The organism is Shewanella sp. c952 (genome assembly GCF_019654975.1).
Classification (GTDB): Bacteria; Pseudomonadota; Gammaproteobacteria; order Enterobacterales; family Shewanellaceae; genus Shewanella.
Map to the genome: position 1 here is coordinate 108,184 of NZ_BPEW01000004.1, position 18,909 is coordinate 127,092.

At 41.4% G+C, this 18,909-nt stretch carries 19 protein-coding genes; 9 read left to right on the forward strand and 10 right to left on the reverse strand.

The genetic code is table 11. The annotated features are described in order from the left end of the window. The first annotated feature begins 14 nt into the window (after nucleotides 1-14). From cybH to K5R16_RS04930, 9 genes are all read left to right on the forward strand, one after another. The gene (cybH, locus tag K5R16_RS04890) at nucleotides 15-683 is read left to right on the forward strand and encodes a Ni/Fe-hydrogenase, b-type cytochrome subunit (RefSeq protein ID WP_220736421.1); all 669 of its coding nucleotides are present in this window, start codon (nucleotides 15-17) and stop codon (nucleotides 681-683) included. 9 nt (nucleotides 684-692) lie between these two features. Beyond that, nucleotides 693-1,250 (forward strand): HyaD/HybD family hydrogenase maturation endopeptidase, encoded by a 558-nt coding sequence (locus K5R16_RS04895; protein WP_220736422.1) that lies wholly within the window; start codon nucleotides 693-695, stop codon nucleotides 1,248-1,250. Continuing rightward, nucleotides 1,237-3,009 carry a NiFe hydrogenase gene (locus K5R16_RS04900; RefSeq protein ID WP_220736423.1) on the forward strand — a complete coding sequence of 591 codons (1,773 nt, stop codon included), beginning with the start codon at nucleotides 1,237-1,239 and terminating at the stop codon, nucleotides 3,007-3,009. The genes K5R16_RS04895 and K5R16_RS04900 overlap by 14 nt, the downstream gene beginning before the upstream one ends. Continuing rightward, complete coding sequence (gene hypF, locus K5R16_RS04905) at nucleotides 3,009-5,405, forward strand: carbamoyltransferase HypF (protein ID WP_220736424.1); 2,397 nt, start codon at nucleotides 3,009-3,011, stop codon at nucleotides 5,403-5,405. Before K5R16_RS04900 ends, hypF begins: the two co-directional genes overlap by 1 nt. A 99-nt stretch (nucleotides 5,406-5,504) precedes the next feature. Further along, nucleotides 5,505-6,266 carry a hydrogenase nickel incorporation protein HypB gene (gene hypB / locus K5R16_RS04910; RefSeq protein WP_220736425.1) on the forward strand — a complete coding sequence of 254 codons (762 nt, stop codon included), beginning with the start codon at nucleotides 5,505-5,507 and terminating at the stop codon, nucleotides 6,264-6,266. Further along, complete coding sequence (locus K5R16_RS04915) at nucleotides 6,266-6,514, forward strand: HypC/HybG/HupF family hydrogenase formation chaperone (RefSeq protein WP_220736426.1); 249 nt, start codon at nucleotides 6,266-6,268, stop codon at nucleotides 6,512-6,514. Before hypB ends, K5R16_RS04915 begins: the two co-directional genes overlap by 1 nt. Beyond that, nucleotides 6,514-7,635: a hydrogenase formation protein HypD gene (gene hypD / locus K5R16_RS04920; RefSeq protein WP_220736427.1), complete on the forward strand. Its 1,122-nt coding sequence runs from the start codon at nucleotides 6,514-6,516 to the stop codon at nucleotides 7,633-7,635. The genes K5R16_RS04915 and hypD overlap by 1 nt, the downstream gene beginning before the upstream one ends. After that, nucleotides 7,632-8,648, forward strand: a complete 1,017-nt coding sequence (gene hypE, locus K5R16_RS04925) for a hydrogenase expression/formation protein HypE (RefSeq protein WP_220736428.1) — start codon at nucleotides 7,632-7,634, stop codon at nucleotides 8,646-8,648. Before hypD ends, hypE begins: the two co-directional genes overlap by 4 nt. Beyond that, on the forward strand, nucleotides 8,648-8,995 hold the full coding sequence (locus K5R16_RS04930) for a hydrogenase maturation nickel metallochaperone HypA (protein ID WP_220736429.1): 348 nt from the start codon (nucleotides 8,648-8,650) through the stop codon (nucleotides 8,993-8,995). The genes hypE and K5R16_RS04930 overlap by 1 nt, the downstream gene beginning before the upstream one ends. Before the next feature lie 178 nt (nucleotides 8,996-9,173). Here K5R16_RS04930 and K5R16_RS04935 read toward each other — a convergent pair whose 3' ends face one another. The 10 genes from K5R16_RS04935 to K5R16_RS04980 form a co-directional block, all read right to left on the reverse strand. After that, nucleotides 9,174-10,202 (reverse strand): lipopolysaccharide assembly protein LapB, encoded by a 1,029-nt coding sequence (locus tag K5R16_RS04935; RefSeq protein ID WP_259649767.1) that lies wholly within the window; start codon nucleotides 10,200-10,202, stop codon nucleotides 9,174-9,176. A gap of 38 nt (nucleotides 10,203-10,240) precedes the next feature. Further along, on the reverse strand, nucleotides 10,241-11,209 hold the full coding sequence (locus tag K5R16_RS04940) for a type II secretion system F family protein (RefSeq protein WP_220736430.1): 969 nt from the start codon (nucleotides 11,207-11,209) through the stop codon (nucleotides 10,241-10,243). Between the two features lies 1 nt (nucleotide 11,210). Next, nucleotides 11,211-12,188: a type II secretion system F family protein gene (locus tag K5R16_RS04945; RefSeq protein ID WP_220736431.1), complete on the reverse strand. Its 978-nt coding sequence runs from the start codon at nucleotides 12,186-12,188 to the stop codon at nucleotides 11,211-11,213. A gap of 11 nt (nucleotides 12,189-12,199) precedes the next feature. Continuing rightward, nucleotides 12,200-13,531 (reverse strand): CpaF family protein, encoded by a 1,332-nt coding sequence (locus K5R16_RS04950; protein WP_220736432.1) that lies wholly within the window; start codon nucleotides 13,529-13,531, stop codon nucleotides 12,200-12,202. A gap of 1 nt (nucleotide 13,532) precedes the next feature. Next, entirely contained in the window at nucleotides 13,533-14,762 is a 1,230-nt protein-coding gene (locus K5R16_RS04955) for a pilus assembly protein CpaE (RefSeq protein ID WP_220736433.1), read from the reverse strand. Nucleotides 14,763-14,846: 84 nt separating this feature from the next. Then, nucleotides 14,847-15,293 carry a TadE/TadG family type IV pilus assembly protein gene (locus tag K5R16_RS04960; protein WP_220736434.1) on the reverse strand — a complete coding sequence of 149 codons (447 nt, stop codon included), beginning with the start codon at nucleotides 15,291-15,293 and terminating at the stop codon, nucleotides 14,847-14,849. Next, a complete protein-coding gene (locus tag K5R16_RS04965; RefSeq protein WP_220736435.1) occupies nucleotides 15,290-15,769 on the reverse strand; it encodes a TadE/TadG family type IV pilus assembly protein in 480 nt (159 codons plus the stop codon). Before K5R16_RS04965 ends, K5R16_RS04960 begins: the two co-directional genes overlap by 4 nt. A 10-nt stretch (nucleotides 15,770-15,779) precedes the next feature. Continuing rightward, the gene (locus K5R16_RS04970) at nucleotides 15,780-17,069 is read right to left on the reverse strand and encodes a Tad domain-containing protein (RefSeq protein ID WP_220736436.1); all 1,290 of its coding nucleotides are present in this window, start codon (nucleotides 17,067-17,069) and stop codon (nucleotides 15,780-15,782) included. Between the two features lie 59 nt (nucleotides 17,070-17,128). Beyond that, entirely contained in the window at nucleotides 17,129-17,419 is a 291-nt protein-coding gene (locus K5R16_RS04975) for a hypothetical protein (protein ID WP_259649768.1), read from the reverse strand. A gap of 16 nt (nucleotides 17,420-17,435) precedes the next feature. Further along, nucleotides 17,436-18,872, reverse strand: a complete 1,437-nt coding sequence (locus K5R16_RS04980; protein WP_220736437.1) for a type II and III secretion system protein family protein — start codon at nucleotides 18,870-18,872, stop codon at nucleotides 17,436-17,438. Nucleotides 18,873-18,909 lie beyond the last annotated feature (37 nt).

An 18,909-nucleotide genomic window follows, 5' to 3' on the forward strand; every position in this document is an offset into this window, starting at 1 on the left:
TTAAGGGGGTTAGCATGGCAACTCAATCTGCACCCTACCAAAGAGAACTTGTTTTTGGTGCGGCGATCAGGATTTTTCATTGGCTAAGAGCATTAGCCATCTTGGTCCTGGTTATCACAGGATTTTATATCTCCTGGCCATTTTTGGTCGCACCAGAAAGTTCAGATGTTTTGGTACAAGGCTATATCCGCGCAGCCCACCAAATATTTGGTTTCCTTTTGGTTTCCATCACGTTGGTAAGGGCTTATCTATTTTTCTTTGGTAAAAGTGACATCGAAAGACGTTCATTTAAAGATGTACTAAGCCCCAAAAGTTGGATTACTCAACTTAAGTCCTATTTATGGATGGGACATTTAGACAAAGCTGGAGTCTACGGTCCATTACAATTTGTGACTTACTTGGCAATTTCGGTTGTGGCCTTCCTTATCTGCGTTACTGGTCTGGTGTTATATGCCAATGTATATCATCAGGGACTAGGAGGCATGCTCGGCGGTATGGCCAATTGGGTCACGATGATGATGGGTGGATTAGCACCGGTCAGAATTTGGCACCACTATTTTACCTGGGTATTCATCATATTTGTTGTGATCCATGTGTATATGGCGGTGTGGAGTGGGATCCGATTTAAGCATAACTCTGTGGACTCTATCGTCTCTGGATACGATTATCATAAGAAGAAATAAAAGGAAAACATGAAGATATTGCTACTTGGTATTGGCAATGTCCTGTACGCCGATGAAGGTATCGGCGTACATTTCGTCAATTACATCCAAGAAAATTTCCGCTTCCAGCATCCTCAACATCAGCTCGATATGATGGATGGTGGCACCCTTGCGCAAGGGCTTATTCCCACTTTATGCAAATACGATTACTTACTAGTTGTTGATACCGTGAACGCAAATGGAGTAGAACCTGGCGAGGTCTACTTTTTTGATTTTGATAACGCCCCACCTGAAATTGACTGGCAAGGTAGCGCCCACGAAGTCGAGATGCTGCAAACGTTAATTATGATGGAGATGGTGGGCGACAGGCCAAAAACCTATGTGCTCGGCGTAACACCTACCGTGCTTGAACCAATGACTCTCGGCCTTACCCCGCAAATTCAAGCTGCGGTGCCTTTAATGGAAAAAACCTTGCTCAATCACTTTGGAACACTTGGCTTCTCACACTCTCGACATGCCAATATCGATATCAATGTGCTCATTCCCGACTCTTACAAACGTGGTTTAATCTCAGATGAAGAATATTAGATTTGAATTTGACTGTCAGCGCGAGGTGCCCTTTTACGGCCATCTCTGCAATCAATACCTTTTAAACGAGCAATATGACGTAACCATTGGCCAGACCGGAAGCAACTACTTTATTGAAGCCAAAGGGGAACAACCCGAACTAGAACGGCTAGCTGATGCCATCGCGGAAGATTTTTTGATTTCATCTTGGTTAATCAAACCAAATATTACCCTGATAGACACTCCTGAAGGTGATGTTAAATTATTGCAGCACTCTCCATTAACACAAGAATACTGCCAGCAATGTCAGCCCTACTTTGGTGACAATCAAGCCAAGCACTTTGGCCGTCTAGACTATATTTGCCCTTGCTGCCAAGCAGATAAACGTATTGCTAAACAACATAAAACAACCAGTTTAGATGAAGTAAGGCTACTGTTAGATAAACTTGAAAACCAAGGCTTCGTAGAATTGCCGTCAATAGGCAACAAGCAAGGCATAAAGTTAAGCTATCAAGCCAATAGCGCCGAAAATACCAACATAAGACAAAAGCTGGTGATCTGTAACCCAAATAACCTTAACGCTCACTTTGTCGTGACTGAGCAGCAAGTACTTGCGTTATCAAGTATCGAAAAGCCTTTGATCTGTTGCCGCCCTATCGATAGCCATCCAAGGCTTACAGATCCTCTCTACTCTCTTTGTTTTGCTAATTCTCGGTTGCTGATGGTTGTATGTGAACTACTTCGTCAACGTGGTATTGATTGGATCTATATCGAACATACTGATAATCCGCATTTTGCATTAGTCAGCTCTCAGTGGGTACCACTTCAAGAAACTGGGGTTGCAAATACAACATTAAGCTATCAATCAAATTTGGTGCCGCTGCATGATGATGTGCACCTTGGTCAATATGAGGTCCATTGGGTAAAAGACCATATTGAAGTTTGTGGTACTGCATTTATTGACGCTAAAGAACAAGGGGAAACCGAGCGTTTATCTCAAGAAGATGCCGCGACTTGTGCTTTACACTCTGCAAACCTTACCACTAAAAAAGCTAAAAACTGTGCCGTACTGTATTTAAGTAACACCAATAAAAGCCGTATAGTGACTAAGGATTCTAAGCAAAAGATTGAATTATTCTTTGAGTTTCCAAACTTACCCAATAATGGATATGAGATCGTACATCAGATAGACTCATCGCCACAAAAAAATCTCTTTGAAAAATTTAAAACCCTCTATCCAGAAGATTATTTGGCGCTGCTAGAGTTGAAACTTGTTGGCCCCACCAATAATATCCAATCACTATGGGCTATTGCAGCTATTTTATTGGGCGCAGCCACTGCGGAGAAAAACATTCGCCTAGACAAAGTACAGCTTAGTGACTTTGTCATAGCCAATGCGATGCGCCATAAAGGCAGTAACGCGCCACGTATCGACTTCCCTCTTACTCGTGGAGAAGCACATAGAAGTCTTAATTGGTGTAAAACGCTCGGCAGTATCATAAGTTTTAGGCTGGCTGAAGCTGAAAATATTGAAAAGTTAGCTTTCGGAATGCATGACTCACTGGCGGATTTTATCTGCAATTGGATTGAACATTTAGATCAAAACATTTCAATCAAATCTGTCGTTTTAGCTGGCAGTAGTTTTGATAATGAGCTTCTAGGTAAAAGAATAGCCTTACGCTTAGGTAAAAACTTTGACCTAAATCCAAATGCTCAAATGGACTTAGAAGGGCTGAACATTGCAGTTGGTTCTCTGTTTTTGAAACAGCGAAGACATTAATGACAGCGGCATTAACTCGAATAGAGATCAAAATTACCGGCATCGTTCAAGGTGTCGGTTTTAGGCCTTTTGTTTATCGTTTGGCACATGAGCTAGCGCTTAGTGGCAGTGTTCTAAATAACAGTGAAGGCGTAACCATAGAGGCGCAAGCTAGTGAGTACATCATTAAGCAGTTTAAACTGTTGCTGGCTTCTCCCCCTCCTTTGGCTCGCATCGACAGTTTTAAGACGAAACAGATCCCGCTGGTAACGGCTGCAGAAAAATTTAGTATTATCCATAGTCAGAATAATGCAGATGCAATCGTCGCGGTCTCTGCAGATAAATGTACCTGTGAGGATTGCTTCGCTGATATAAGTAACCCAAAATCTCGCTACTTTAGATACCCGTTCACCAACTGCACAAATTGTGGTCCTAGATACACCATCATAAACAACTTGCCCTACGACAGAGTCAACACCAGCATGGCGACCTTTAACATGTGTCCTACCTGCGAAAAGGAGTATAAAAACCCACTAAACAGACGTTACCATGCACAGCCAGTAAGTTGCCCAAACTGCGGCCCCCAATTAAGCTTTTGCAATCCAAACTTGAGTATCATTAGCAGTTCATCAGAACCATTAGAACAGGCAGTCGACGCATTAAAATCTGGTAAAATCCTTGCAATAAAAGGACTTGGTGGCTTTCATTTAGTCTGCGACGCCACTAACCACACGACTGTAGAGGCATTACGTCAGCGTAAGAATAGACCAGCAAAGCCTTTGGCTATAATGGTTCAAAACAGCCGGGTCGCGAGGAAACTAGTAACAGGCAATAAAACTGAATGGCAAACACTCGCCTGCAATGAACGACCCATTATCGTTATGCAAAAACGGCAAAAACCTGAGTTAGAGATCAGCAATATTATTGCTCCAGATATCGATAGGCTTGGAATATTTTTACCTTATACCCCCTTACATCAGATGTTAATGGATCTTATCGAACGACCATTAGTCATGACAAGTGCCAACCTTTCTGGTGAGCCGATCATTACAGCTTATGAAGATATAGTGAGCAAGCTTGGACATATTATTGACCATATTTTAGATCATAATCGCCCTATTCTAAATGGTTGTGATGACAGCGTTGTTCAAGTGATTGATAACAGACTGCAAATCTTAAGGCTAGCCCGAGGGTACGCGCCGTTATCAATCTATAGTCCACAGCATATCGATAAACCAACACTCGGCTTAGGTGCCCAACAGAAAAACACGCTTTGTTTTGCTTTCGGGCATAATCTCTTTTTAAGCCCTCACATAGGCGATCTGGTATCCATCGAAGCTGAGCGCTATTTTCACGATACACTGAGTACTTTCTCACGGCTATACCACTTTAAAGCAAAGGAGTTGGTGCATGACAGACACCCGAACTACTTTACTAGCCAATGGGCTGCTGATGAAGGTTCGACGATTAAAACAGAGGTTCAGCACCACTATGCTCATGTGCTAAGTGTATTGGCCGAAAATAAAACCACCGAACAAGTCCTCGCTTTCACATTTGACGGTACAGGTTTAGGTGATGAAAATACCCTGTGGGGCGGTGAAGTTTTGCTTGCTGATGCCTATAACTACCAGCGTATCGCTCATTTAAGTCCCTTTAAACTCATTGGTGGAGAACAAGCGATTAAGCAGCCAGTAAGACTACTTATTTCAATTTTACTTGAAAAATATTCACCGAAAGAGATTACTGCAATGCAATTGCCAGCCATCGTTAATCTAAGCACTGCTCATTTTGGCAACCTTTGTAAGATCTGGCATAAAGCATCACCTAAAAGCCAGACTAGCTCTATCGGTCGACTATTTGATGTTGTTGCTGTGATGCTTAACCTCGTTAATCATATCCAGTATGAAGGGCAAGCAGGCATACTCCTCGAAACTGCCGCCAATAGAGTTACCACCAACAATGAGATGAATATATCTCAACGGAATATTGAAAAAAATTTAAAAGGCTATAATTCTGAAACTGACTGCCACTTTACACTGCACCTAACCAAGAACAATCAATGGCAAACTATTGAACTTATTGAGCAGATCCTTACTGAAATTAACAAAGTACCACTAACATCCGTCAGAGTTAATTTAATCGCGCGAGCCTTTATGGATTGTATCGCAAACATGATATGTGATGTTGCCTTAGACTTTAAATCGACTCCCATTGTGTTAACTGGTGGGGTATTTCAAAACCGTTATCTCTCTGAGCGATGCGAGAGACTACTTACTGCTCAAGCAAACAAAATCATGCAGCCAAAGTTAGTGCCTGTAAATGACGCTGGTATTGCCCTTGGACAAGCATGGTTTGCAATCAATAATAATATTGAAACCACTATCGATAACATTTGTAATCCACCACCACAAATGTGACCCCTATCGCGCTTTGAAACCTATTTACCTGATTTACATCAAGGTCGACCTGCTTATTGTGATCGACAATGAAATATAACTAATATAACGGAGTTACCTATGTGCCAAGATTGTGGCTGTTCAATTACCCGTCATGACCATTCTTTAAGCCCTAGCCATTCTCATGCCCGAGTGGATGACAACATAGCAACCAACCCACAGTTAAATGACAAAAAAACATTGTCAGTTATCCATAAAATTTTGGATAAGAACGACATAGAAGCCCAGCATAATCGTCAGCATTTTGAAGATAAGTCCGTAACCGCTTTTAACCTAATGAGTAGCCCAGGCAGTGGTAAAACCACTCTTTTAGAGAACCTTTTCCAATATACAGATCTAAAATACGCTGTTATCGAAGGTGATTTGGAAACATCGAGAGATGCAGATAGATTAAAAGCAAAAGGTATCGAAGCGTTTCAAATCCAAACCGGAGCAGCCTGTCACTTAGATGCATTTATGGTTCACAGCGCCCTGCATCACATTGATTTAGAATCTGTAGATATCTGCTTTATTGAAAACGTTGGCAACTTGGTCTGCCCTGCAAGTTACGATGTTGGCACCCATAAAAATGTCGTATTGTTATCGGTACCTGAGGGTGATGACAAAATAGAGAAGTACCCAGTGATGTTTCGCCGCGCTGATGTAGTGTTAATCACTAAATCTGATTTAATGCCTCATTTTGATTTCAGCATTGAAGAATCTAAAGCTCAACTTAAAAAATTAAATCCAGATATAGAACTGATTGAAGTTTCAATTAAAGACCCTAAATCTATGGAGAATGTCGCTAAATGGTTCAATAACCACTTAGGAGGTAATGCCTAATGTGTTTATCTATCCCATCACAAGTTGTAACGATCCACGAAGGTGAAGAGTCTGTCACTGTCGACACAATGGGTGTAAAACGTAAAGTCTCTAGCCACCTAATGACTGAACCGCTTGAGCTTGGGGACTATGTTCTGATCCATATTGGATTTGTAATGAACAAAATAGATAAAGCTGATGCTCAAGAAAGCCTTGCACTATATAAAGAGATCGTAAGCAAACTTGAACAAGAGGAGAATCAAGCCTAATGCTCTCTTTAAACGCGCTTTACAAAGGATTTAGAGATCCAGAAGTCATCAAGTCATTAGCTAAAGAAATAGCGTTAGAAGCTGCGAAATATGACGCTAAGATTAACATTATGGAGGTATGCGGTGGACATACCCATACCATAATGAAATACGGTATAAATCAGCTGTTGCCCAATAACATCGAATTTATACATGGACCCGGCTGTCCCGTTTGTATCATGCCCAAAGAACGTATCGATCATGCTGCTACTCTGGCCAGTATGCCCGATACTATTTTGATCACCCTTGGGGACATGATCCGCGTACCGGGTTCAAAAGGTAACTTGGCCCAATTCAGGGCCAACGGTTGTGACATACGTCCCATATACGATCCATTGGACAGTCTTAAAATAGCAATGGATAACCCTGACAAAACTGTCATATTTTTTGCTATCGGTTTCGAAACCTCCACGCCGATGACAGCAGTGTTGTTAGAACAAGCTGAAAAGCAGAAGGTTTCTAACTTACTATTTCATATTAATCATGTTCTCGTGCCACCTGCAATTGATGCAGTGATGGCCGACCCCAATGCAAAGGTTAACGCTTTTATCGGTCCAGCTCATGTCAGTGTCATCAGTGGGGCGAAGGTTTATCGCTCTGCAGTAGAAAGCTATAACACACCGCTGGTTGTTTCTGGATTCGAGCCTGTTGACGTCATGGAATCTATCTTGATGATCACCAAGCAAAAAGCCAACGCACAATCAATATTAGAAAATCAATATAGTCGTGCCGTATCGGAAGAAGGTAATTTGGCGGCTCAAGCACTGGTTAACAAATACATGACCGTCAGGCCTAGTTTTCGCTGGCGAGGTTTAGGCCCAATACCAGACTCGGCGTTAATGCTTCGTGAAGAGTACAGCCACCGAGATGCTGAAGTGGTTTATAAAGACCAACTGCCTCAACAAGAGATCGATGACCATAAAGCGTGCCAATGTGGAGATATTCTGCGAGGACTGTCCAAACCTAAAGACTGTAAAGTATTTGGACGGGGATGCAGTCCCGAAACCCCCTTAGGGAGTTGCATGGTCAGCTCTGAAGGCGCCTGCAATGCCTATTATAGATATAATGGAGTAACTGAATGAGCACTGTAAATGTGAGTAAAACCGTTCAGCTTAGCCACGGCGGAGGCGGCAAAGAGATGAACCGCCTGATCAAAGATATTTTTTTTAAAGCCTTCGACAATCCTATATTGAGAAGTGAAGAGGATTCAGCACGGCTGCACTTTAACGGGGATACTGCTTTTACGACAGACTCTTTTACGGTAGCACCACTATTTTTCGCCGGGGGTGATATAGGAAAACTTGCCATAGCGGGAACCGTTAACGATCTCGCTATGATGGGCGCAGAGCCGCAATTTTTAAGCAGTAGCTTTATTATTGAGGAAGGTTTTCCAATAGAAGATCTAAAAACTATCGTCGCAAGTATGGCAACTGAGCTTAAAAAGTCAGGTGCTAGAATAGTATGCGGAGATACAAAGGTCGTTCCTAGAGGCTGCGCTGACGGCGTGTTCATCAATACCTCTGGTGTCGGCCGTATTATCAATAACGGCATCTCAGTCAAAAACTTAAAACAAGATGATGTCATCATCGTTTCTCGAGATATTGGCCGTCATGGCGCGGCAATTTTAATGGCTCGCGAAGGACTTGCAGTGGAATCTGAACTCACCAGTGATTGTGCGACATTATGGCCAATTGTTGAACAACTGATAGCGAGTAATGTTGAAATACACGCCATGCGTGACGCCACTCGTGGAGGCTTATCTGCTGTACTAAACGAATGGGCATCAGCATCACAAGTCGGCATTACTGTTAATGAGTCAGAAATCCCCGTTAGCCAAGAAGTCGCAGGTTTGTGCGAGCTTTATGGGTTTGAGTCTTTTGATTTAGCCAATGAAGGTACTTTTATTCTGGCTGTTGCCCAGGATTGTGCAGAGAAAACCCTACAAATTATGCAAACGTTTTGTCACTGTGAACAAGCAGCTATCATCGGCAAGGTTACTGATATTAAAATAGGGAAAGTGATCCTGAATACGCCCTGGGGAAGTAGTCGATTTTTAGATGTGCCACAAGGTGAGTTGCTGCCGAGGATCTGCTAGTGCATGAATATTCGATCGTAACTGCGCTTATCGAACAATGTGAAAAACTAGCTGAGCAAAACAGTGCAAATAAAATTACCCGCGTTGACATAAAGCTAGGTATTTTAAGCGGTGTTGAACCGGCGTTATTAGAAACTGCATTCGAAGCGTTTAAGCTTGAAGGGATCTGCCATGAAGCGCAGCTTAACATGCAGATCCAACCATTAGTCTTGCAGTGTCATTCATGTAATCAACAAACAAACCACCAGCAACGCAGCATTGTTTGCGATCATTGCCAAAGTACACATACTACCGTGCTTGATGGAGAAGATATGCTGCTAATGCAATTGGAATTAGAGCAGGTATAGTCACTCGACTTTTAAAAGTGCTTAGACTGCAAACTCTAGTGAAAATTTCAATTTAAAGTGGCTAGTTAAAGCAATCCTATTTGCCAGCTAAAAAACTATTCACATAATAAAACAGGGCATTATTCATTTGAATAATGCCCTGCTTTTTATGTTTATACTTTTAGAAAATAATACAAAACTAGTTAGTAGCATGTGTAAATTCATCAGACAGCTCTGCTCTAGCTCTTTTTAAGTTTTTCTGTGCTTGTTCAAAATAACTTGGGGAGGTGTCTATTGCTCTTTCAAAAAGCTCAATCGCTTTTTCGTAATTCCCCTCTAGCATTAGAAAATACCCAAGATCGTTTAAGGCATCAGCTGGCTCCATAGCTTGTTCAAATGTTGCCAAAGCACGTTTATGTAGCCCCTTCCTGACATAAACTAATCCAAGATTGGTCCATGCTCTGTCAAGATTCTGATCTTCTCGAATTGCTTGCCTTAAATACCTTTCGGCAATCGTAAGCTCACCAGTAAGGTAATAAGAATACCCTAAATTAGAGATGATAATTGCAGAGTGTGGTTGAAGTTCTAGCAGTAACCTAAAATATTCACGTGCACTTTCATGTTTATTTTGAACATCATCAAGTATCGCAATTGCATTGTAAACTCGTGCAGGCGAATCTCGGTCAGGAACATACAAGCTGCCAATCATGCGGCTAACCGATAACGTCGCTAACCTTTTCTGGTCAAGCTCAATGGCTTTAGCCAGGTGTATTCTCGCTTCCCTGTATTGACGTTTATCCATGCTTACCACTCCAAGGTCTGCATGTACCATTATAAGGTTTGGGTCCAAAGCCAAAGCTTCGTTATAAGCCCTAAAGGCAATTTCAGGATTACCACGCATAGTATGGATCCTACCGATGTGATAAAACGTCTCAGCATTTTCGGCATTGAAATCTAGCGCCTGAATATAAGCATATAATGCTTTTTCAAGATTCCCAGATTGTTCCTCTTTGCGCGCTTTCATTAAGGCTTCTGCTTCTGTCTGCGGTGCTTCAAAGTCTGAAGTAATAGAAGATAACGCACCCGCATCAAGTAAGTCTTGTCGATTAGGAGCTTTGATCTGTTGTGGTTCCTCTGGTGTGGTCGAGGAGCAGGCAGTAAGACCACCCAACAGTAATAGCATCAATAAAAAGCTCAATGAACCTTTAAAAGAACCTTCAACAGCCATCATATTTATCCTTATACTTCACCTTGGTGAAGACTCTATTAGAATGCTTGTCCCCAAACTTTCATCACTTTCAGTACCGCTGGCCCCACCGCAACAATAAAGAATGAAGGCCATATACAACACATCATGGGAAATATCATCTTAACGGCTAGCTTAGCAGCTTGCTCTTCTGCCGCCTGTAATCGCTTATCTCGATATTCGTCAGAAAAAACTCTAAGGGTTTCAGCAATACCTGTGCCCAAGCGCATACTTTGTGAGATCGCAGAATTCAGACCTTTGATATCCTCAAGACCCGTTCTATCGGTGAACTCTTGAAGCGCAACCTTAATTGTTAAACCTGCACGTACTTTGCTGCAGACCAAATCTAGCTCACTGGCGAGACTTGGGTGACTAAAGGCCAACTCTTTAGCTACGCGTTGTAAGGCGGCCATTAAACCGAGACCAGCTTCACAGCAAACAACTAATAAGTCTAATGCATCCGGAAAGCCGACCCTAAGTAATCGCATTCTTCGGTTAGCCAAAGATTGTAGAACCATTGAGGGCAAAATGAACGCCCCCCCAATGAACAAACAGAATATGTAAACGATCCAAATGCCTGCGATTTTGGGAAACAGGTTAAGAATGACAACTGAAATTACAGCGCCTAGTAGCAATAGCAGTAAACGAGCAGCATTGAAGATAGCTAACGAATTTTCTGAGTGGAAACCTGCGTGAATTAACAATCTTCTCGTTTCATGATTAGAAAAGTTCATAAATGGCTTTTTTGCCATTTCGCCAATTCCATGTTCTAGGGTTTCAGAAACTGCATCACCACTAATACTCGCACTATTATCACTTGTATTTAGTTTTTTTAAACGCTTTCTTAGCGGAGAATAAATACCACTGATTAAGTATGAAATCGAGATTGCTAAAGTAACCCCAGCAATGCCTGCTACTATGTATATAGCCCATTCAACATGTTGTGGATCATCAAAAAACTGTCCAAGTAAACCTATTAGGAATTCCATATTACATATCAATCCTTATAATTTTACTAATCCAAAAGCCACCGACAAACATACCAATAGCTCCCCACATCAACAATTTGTGCCCCTCTTCCGTGCCGGTTAGTTCACCCACGTAGCCAGGGGTTTGCAGATAGATCACAGCAAATAAAACAAAGGGTAACAAGATTAAGATCCAAGCAGACAAACGCCCTTCCGCTGACAAAGTTCTAACTCTTCGTCTAAAAGTAAACCTTAGCCTTATCACTCTGGCGAGGTTTTGAATATTTTCAGCAAGATTCCCCCCGGTTTCTTTCTGAACCATAACTGCACTGGCAAAGGCCATTGCTGATACACTTGGCACACGCTCAATAAAACTAAGTAGTGCTCGTTTGGTGTCTTTACTGTAGTTAATATTGGCAAACATTAAACTAAACTCTTTAGCAAGCGGCCCTTCCATCTCCTCTGTTACCAGTTTTACGGCGTCTGAAAAAGAATAACCCGCCTGTAACGCTCGCCTTAATACGTCCAAAGCATCTGGAAAACTTTCTTCAATTTTGTCCATACGCTTATTAGTATCCCGCACCAACTTAAAATTAAATAAGAAAAGAACCAATCCAAATACAAAAACACCAGCCACAATTTCACCTAAGTAAAGCCAAGCTCCAACTGAAGTAATCGTCGCGGTGGCTAAGGCTAAAAAAAGGAACTGATGTCCCAGTAATTTGTAATCTGCGAGTTCGAGTCGATAACTCAAATTCTCTATAAATTGAAAGCTTTCTAAATAACGACCAACACTTCCTAGTTTTGCCAGCCGGCTTTTCCGCAATAGCGAAGTTTCAAATGTTGTATTTTCACCATCTTGTGACAAACTTTTTAAACGCTTTCGAACTAACGCGGTATTGGCACGTTGTGGGCTATAGACAGGTAAAAAAAGAGCTTGGGATAAAAAGATTACTGCAATAAAAATAAGACCAAGAAAGATAACTTCATTTGAAAACATAAGCTAAACCCCTAAAATTCTGCAAATGGATCGCCACAATTAAATAGATTATAAGGAAGCTCTATACCATGCTGTTTTAACTTACTGTGGAAGCCAGGTATAACGCCCGTCGCTTCAAATGCTCCAACAATCTCTCCACCTTCCTTCATGCCAGTTCGATTAAATCTGAAAATTTCAGACATAGTTATAATCTCCCCCTCCATACCATTGATCTCTTGAATACTTGTAACACGACGGCGACCATCCTCCTGACGCTCTAGCTGCACGACGAGGTCTATTGCAGATGCTACTTGAGTACGTATATTGCTTACAGGCATATCAAACCCTGCCATACAAACCATATACTCCAATCGTCCTAGTGCGTCTCGAGGACTGTTTGCATGCAGTGTTGTTAACGACCCTTCGTGACCGGTGTTCATCGCTGTAAGCATATCGAGAGCCTCACCACCACGAACCTCACCAATAACGATACGGTCAGGTCTCATACGCAGACAGTTTTTAACGAGGTCTCGTTGTGAAACCTCACCCTTTCCCTCTATATTTTGTGGTCGAGTTTCTAACCTCACAGTATGAGGTTGTTGTAACTGTAATTCAGCTGAATCTTCAATGGTGACGATACGTTCGTCGGATGGAATATAACCCGACAGCATATTTAGGAGGGTGGTTTTTCCGCTACCGGTGCCGCCAGAGACCAAAATATTTAGCTTTCCTTTTACGCTGCCTTGCAACAATTCAATCATTTCTTCAGTGACTGAACCTATATCAATAAGTTGTTTTGCATTTAGCTTATCAACGGCAAAACGTCGAATAGATAAAGATGGACCATCTAAAGCTAACGGTGGGATGATTGCATTAACTCGAGAACCGTCAGCAAGACGAGCATCCACCATCGGTGAGGACTCATCAATCCTCCTACCGACACTCGATACAATACGATCAATAATATTTAGTAGATGCGCATTGCTATGGAATTTAATGTTAACCGACTGCAATTTCCCCTTTCTTTCAACATAGACGCGATCATAGGAATTGACCAAAATGTCGGATATAGAAGGGTCTGCAAGTAGTATCTCAAGCGGACCAAGCCCTAGAACTTCATCGATGATAAGCTTTATCAAGCGCTTTCTTGATGAAAGGTTCAAAGGTAGGCGCATTTCCGACAATATTTTGTCGCAAATCTGACTAATTTGAGTTTCTGCTTGTTCTTTTGAAACAGTTTCAATCAGCGACAAATCCATTACACTTAATAATTTGTCATAGAGTTGAATCTTAATATCTTGTTCTTCTTGGCTTAGTGGTTGAAATTCAGAAGACTCTTTTCCATTATGCTGATTAATATCCATATCATTTCCCTAGTAATCGCTCCCAAAAACCCGCCCTTTTTATACTTTCTACTTTATCAAGCGGCATTAACTCAGTTACTAAATATTGAATATCTTGTAACATCTTCTGTTTCTTAGCTATTTCAGTTATTGATTTTCCTAATTCGACACATTCGCTAGATAACTTATAGTCATTAACAATAGTAAACACCGAGTCAATACCAATAGTTTGTTTAATGTCAGCGAGCTTAATATCAGATTGTTTGTCATATCTATTTATTACTAAGCTAATTTTTTCGTGAGCAACCCCCATATTTTCGAGTTGCTTTATTAAGTCTTTAGTTTGACGTAAGTGCATGATGTTTTGCTGGGTAACCACGAGAACCTTTGCATCGAGTAAAAGTTCATCATTCCAGAATTCCGGTCCACGGGAGAAATCTAATATAACTTGCTTATAAAATTGACGACATTTGCGCACTAAATCTGTTGTTTTAGTTAAATCAAGCTCACTACTTAAAGACAGTAACTCAAAGGGTTTTGCAGCCAATAGGCTTAAATTATTGTTAGAAGTCATGGTACTTTTAAGAGCGACTTCGTCCATATCATCTAAAGACCAAAGTACATCACATATTGAATAGTTGGCTTCCATCCCCAAAATATGAGCTAGTGAGCCATGATGTAGATCGGTATCAAGTAAGCAAACGTCGTAACTTTCTCTTTGTGCAGCTACGCTCGCTATACTTGCAGCTATGAAACTCGCCCCGGAACCCGATTTCCCATTTACTACAGCTAAAACAGGTGCAAGTACAGCCTCCTCGATTAAGCGATTAGAAACCTTTAATATCGCTCCATATATCTCTTCAACAGGCGCGTCACTGGCGATAAAATCACTCACCTTGTACTGAAAAGCTAACCGTAAAATGCTTGGCGGAGTATCTTTTCCCAGCAAAATAATATCAACACCAAAGTTAGCAGCATAACCGAGTGCCTGTTTTGCTTCACGCTCATCATTAGGCAAATGTAACAATATTAGGTTGATATCATTATTCGGATTTTGTTTGAAATCTTCTAAATAGGAATTCACAGAACAAGACAAACGCTCTACTTGGCTAAGTAGATCAGCAAATGTCTCTATGTTAGAAATATCTTTAACCGCTACGATTGCATTAACAGGAAAAGGTAATAGCATAGGCGTCACTGATTTAGGCTCATCATTAATATTTGCAACGCAAAGTTCTAGCGGATTGTCCATATTCCTCCTACCTCCCTAATTAAATTCACTTACATTTACTATAGCTATCATTTTCTAAGTTATGATTTTATTTAGATAAAAAAATCAACTGCAAGTGGTTGAACCGCCTTTGAACACACCTAAGCTTTCTCTCGGCAAGGTCGAAGAAAATATTGGAGAGTTAAGAGTAATAAAAAGCCCAGGAACTATAAACTGATGTTGATAGTTTATAATTTCAGCTCGGACTAATTTAATGTCACTACCATAGGTCAAGTCTGTTGATGCTGAGCCATCAATGTCTAAGTAACTAATCTCTAGATTAGCGACATTTAAATTTGGCACTAAAGATGCTCCATTAAAAAGGCCCAAGTTGCGAGTGTCATCAGTAATCAGACACACAACCGCGACTCTTGCAGCCCTGCGTGCAGCTTCATGAAGGACACTATAAGTGTAAAGTAGCCTTCCCACTTCTATTGCACTAAACAAAAGCAAAAAGAACACACTTGCCACTATGGAAAACTCAACCGCATAGAGCCCACGAACACGTTTCATATTGCCCTCATTGCATATTTGGCACTCAAATTAAAACTTAAATCAATTCCATCACCAAAACCAAAACCCTGTACCTTATCAAAAAAAACTGGCGTCCAATCATAGTCAACAGTAATAACCATGATGCCGCTATTAGCGGGCATTTCTGCAATACTAACATCAGTGATACTTATCCCGGACAGTAGTGCGCTGCTTCCCGTATTAGCGCCATAAACCAGCAGGTGCTTGGTATCCGAGATACATCCATCACAGTTGTTATCAGTCAGTGTCGAGGGGACTCCGTTACCGGTGGTAATAACGGTTTGCGATAAATGCCTACCTGCATCACGTACCATTCGAGTCAAATGACTATATTGATATATTCCCCGGCCTAACTCCGCCGTGATGAATATCAGCAGCAGAAAAATAGGGATCAGCAAGGTAAACTCAACGGCTGCCACCCCCGATTGTTCCGTATAATTTCTTCGTGTTCTCATCTCAATGTCCCTAGGAATCTGGGCTATCAGGATCCCAATATAAAACGATGGTTGAACTATCGCCTACATAAGCAGGGTCTAAAGAAGCGGTACCAGTATTCTTACAGATACTTAAAAACTCTCCTACGATGTAAGAACTTTGGCCATTACCACCAACCTGCTGAGTAAGGAAAAAACAGGCAGTTCCTATAATGTCGATATCATAAGAACCATTTTCATTTGGATCACAAACCCCCACAACGATGTTCAGCTCTCTCCGACTAGGTATTGCATTAGGATCGTCGGTAGTTGCGCAAGCCTGCGGCGTTTCAGAGTTATTGTCGCTGTCATACTGACTCCATGAGTACGCACCATCAGAGTTCGTAATGATTGTTTCCATCACAGGTTTACCCTTATCATCAACAACAGGTACCCCGTCAACTTCTGATTGCACTTCGCCTATTGTTACTTCAGTACCTTCACATATATTGGTGTCTCTCGGATTATCAACACTATTGGTGCCAGCTTGCCCCCACTCTCCAAATCGAGTGTTCATTCCTTGTGCTGCAGGACCTACCGTATTACCCGTTTTAGTCGTGGCAGTAATCCCTGCGCCGACACACTGATCTGGTGAATAGGTTCCAGAAAAAGCATCGCGAAGGTCACTACCACCGCGATCTCCATTAAGGCTAATTAGTTGGAAATTACCGGCACCATTCGCACTTGGGGCACCGGAACCGACTTTCATAACATGCAACCCATTTGCCAATCCGTAGTTATCTTCCGCAGAAGAACCTGGTTCTCCACAGACTAATAAAGGAACAACTTTATTAACACACAGTAAGTCTTGACTTCGACCCGCAACAGCAGAAGCTCGGATCTCTTTATTAAAATTTAATATGTCTGCTAAAAAGTTTGATAAAGGTACATCTTCAACCTTAACTCTTACGTATTCACTGCCTTCCAAGAGCACAGCGTTAAAAGGGTCTGGTAGTTGGGAGAATTCAATTTGAAGATGAGCAGTAACTTGGGTCTCATTGAAATCCGGAGTTACAAGGGAGGCAGCTGTTTTTAACTCTCCGTTTTCACTAAAATTTAGATTCTGAACCAATATTTCGTAAGCGGCTTCTCTTGCTTCGTACAATGTTGCACCATCTTGCAAAACTTTTGCCGCACTCAATGCCGCGGCATCAACGGCATTTTGTAAACGCCCTTTGCTTAACAGCATGTGTCCACCATCTAATGCAAGTGCCGCAAATGCTACAATGGCAAAGATACCGATAGTGAACATGACAAGAATAGCTCCGGATTGAAACTTCATCTTTGTAAGAATGATTGGTTTGCGAAAACGCTTAAAATCACGCATAACTCGCCTCTAGTTCAATTGCTGCTCGAACTACCCGCTGTAACCGAGCCCATACTTTTGGAAGATTGAGGTGCTACAGAGCTACTTCTATAAGACTGCATAACCTTACGACCATAGTTGCCTTCTAGACTAAGTATAATACCGTCGTTTTTTTCTGCAGCGTCGGGATCCAATATTTGTACTTGCTTAATCTGGTAATGACTCTCACCCATTGGAAAATCATTAACTTGGGTACACCCGGAAATCATGAATATTCCGCAAATAAATGCAGTTAATTGGACTAAAACTTCAGATCTTAATTTCATTACATTTTCTCCAATTCTAAAGTGAGTGGCCATATTTTTGCTGAGTACCGGTATCATCAAGTTTTGCGTCTGATTCTGCAGGTTGATATGGAGTATCACTAGAAGCCTCATTTTTTTCTTTATGCGATAACTTTCCTAACAAATAGAATTCAACGTCTGAGGGTAATACGAAACCGTCTGTTGGCAGTGAAATATCTTTTTTATTGAAAGGTCTTACTAAACGAGGGGTAACCAAAATAACCAACTCACTTTGACCATTTTGAAAGCTTTTACTTGTAAACAATTGTCCCAGAACAGGGACATCACCGAGTCCTGGTAACTTGTCAATATTCTCTCTTAATGTGTCACTGATTAATCCACTTATAGCGATAGTTTGCCCATCAGCTAATTCGACCGTAGTCGCAGTACTTCTTTTAGTTAATGAGGGTACGATTAAAGAGCTCGAAGTATTGCCTGTAATGGAAAAGCCGTTTGCGGTACTAATTTCACTAACTACTACATTTAAGTTCAAATTAATTTGGCCTGAGTCAAGAACCGTTGGTACAAATTTTACACCCACGCCATAATCACGGTACTGAACCGTAGTGTTACCATCATCACCTGGAACGGGAATAGGAAATTCACCACCTGATAGAAACTCAGCAGATTGTCCACTCATTGCGGTTACATTGGGTTCAGCTAATACTTTTGCGAGTCCGTTTTGTTTTGCAACATCTAGCGCAAAATTCATTAAAAGGTCACCATTCACATATTGGGCAAAAAGCCCCTTGCCGTCGACACCACCAATTCCGCCGGGGTCAAACCCACCACCGCCACCGATAACACCACCGGAAAGGTTATCTCCCTGATTAAATATAAAAAATTTGGAGTCAAATTGACGAGCAACGTTACGTTGAACTTCAGCTACAACAACTTCTAACATCACTTGGTGATCGCCACCAATGGTCATCATATTTAATACTCGGCTAGGAGCCGTTCCTCCTGCTGCTGCCTCTGCATAGCCTTGCGCTAGTTCTACTGCTGTATTCATTTTTTGCAGGTTAGAAGCTTGACCACTTAAAAGTAGTTGTCCTTGTGAGGTCTGAACACCCAGTTTCTCCGTTGGCAAAAACTCATGTAATCGAGTTTTCAAACCATTAAGATCATGGGTAACCTCAATGTCCATTATCTTAGAAAGTTGCTCATTCTTATCCCAAATCATGATATTGGTACTGCCAAGCTGTTTCCCCAAAATATATAGCTCATCATTGGGCAACAGTTTGATATCAGCAATACTAGGATTACCAACAGAAACTCTATGTACAGGTTCTTTAAGCATAAGTACCCGTGACTTGAATATCGGAATTTTTTGAATGTCACTTCTTACTTTTGCAGTCGGCCCTCCAGCATCAACGAGTGAAGTAAAAAGCAGTGCTAACAAAATTAAAAATGAATATTTCCTTAAGAATGGCATGTTGTTCTCCTGTCAAACACTATGCATTGCACTTGTT

Coding starts and splice junctions, on each gene's coding strand:
- K5R16_RS04940 (WP_220736430.1), bottom strand. CDS start 11,209: ATGGAATTCCTAATAGGTTTACTTGGACAGTTTTTTGATGATCCACAA.
- K5R16_RS04900 (WP_220736423.1), top strand. CDS start 1,237: ATGAAGAATATTAGATTTGAATTTGACTGTCAGCGCGAGGTGCCCTTT.
- K5R16_RS04980 (WP_220736437.1), bottom strand. CDS start 18,872: ATGCCATTCTTAAGGAAATATTCATTTTTAATTTTGTTAGCACTGCTT.
- K5R16_RS04975 (WP_259649768.1), bottom strand. CDS start 17,419: ATGAAATTAAGATCTGAAGTTTTAGTCCAATTAACTGCATTTATTTGC.
- hypE (WP_220736428.1), top strand. CDS start 7,632: ATGAGCACTGTAAATGTGAGTAAAACCGTTCAGCTTAGCCACGGCGGA.
- K5R16_RS04915 (WP_220736426.1), top strand. CDS start 6,266: ATGTGTTTATCTATCCCATCACAAGTTGTAACGATCCACGAAGGTGAA.
- cybH (WP_220736421.1), top strand. CDS start 15: ATGGCAACTCAATCTGCACCCTACCAAAGAGAACTTGTTTTTGGTGCG.
- K5R16_RS04960 (WP_220736434.1), bottom strand. CDS start 15,293: ATGAAACGTGTTCGTGGGCTCTATGCGGTTGAGTTTTCCATAGTGGCA.
- hypD (WP_220736427.1), top strand. CDS start 6,514: ATGCTCTCTTTAAACGCGCTTTACAAAGGATTTAGAGATCCAGAAGTC.
- K5R16_RS04935 (WP_259649767.1), bottom strand. CDS start 10,202: ATGGCTGTTGAAGGTTCTTTTAAAGGTTCATTGAGCTTTTTATTGATG.
- K5R16_RS04950 (WP_220736432.1), bottom strand. CDS start 13,531: ATGGATATTAATCAGCATAATGGAAAAGAGTCTTCTGAATTTCAACCA.
- hypF (WP_220736424.1), top strand. CDS start 3,009: ATGACAGCGGCATTAACTCGAATAGAGATCAAAATTACCGGCATCGTT.
- K5R16_RS04945 (WP_220736431.1), bottom strand. CDS start 12,188: ATGTTTTCAAATGAAGTTATCTTTCTTGGTCTTATTTTTATTGCAGTA.
- K5R16_RS04895 (WP_220736422.1), top strand. CDS start 693: ATGAAGATATTGCTACTTGGTATTGGCAATGTCCTGTACGCCGATGAA.
- hypB (WP_220736425.1), top strand. CDS start 5,505: ATGTGCCAAGATTGTGGCTGTTCAATTACCCGTCATGACCATTCTTTA.
- K5R16_RS04955 (WP_220736433.1), bottom strand. CDS start 14,762: ATGGACAATCCGCTAGAACTTTGCGTTGCAAATATTAATGATGAGCCT.
- K5R16_RS04965 (WP_220736435.1), bottom strand. CDS start 15,769: ATGAGAACACGAAGAAATTATACGGAACAATCGGGGGTGGCAGCCGTT.
- K5R16_RS04970 (WP_220736436.1), bottom strand. CDS start 17,069: ATGAAGTTTCAATCCGGAGCTATTCTTGTCATGTTCACTATCGGTATC.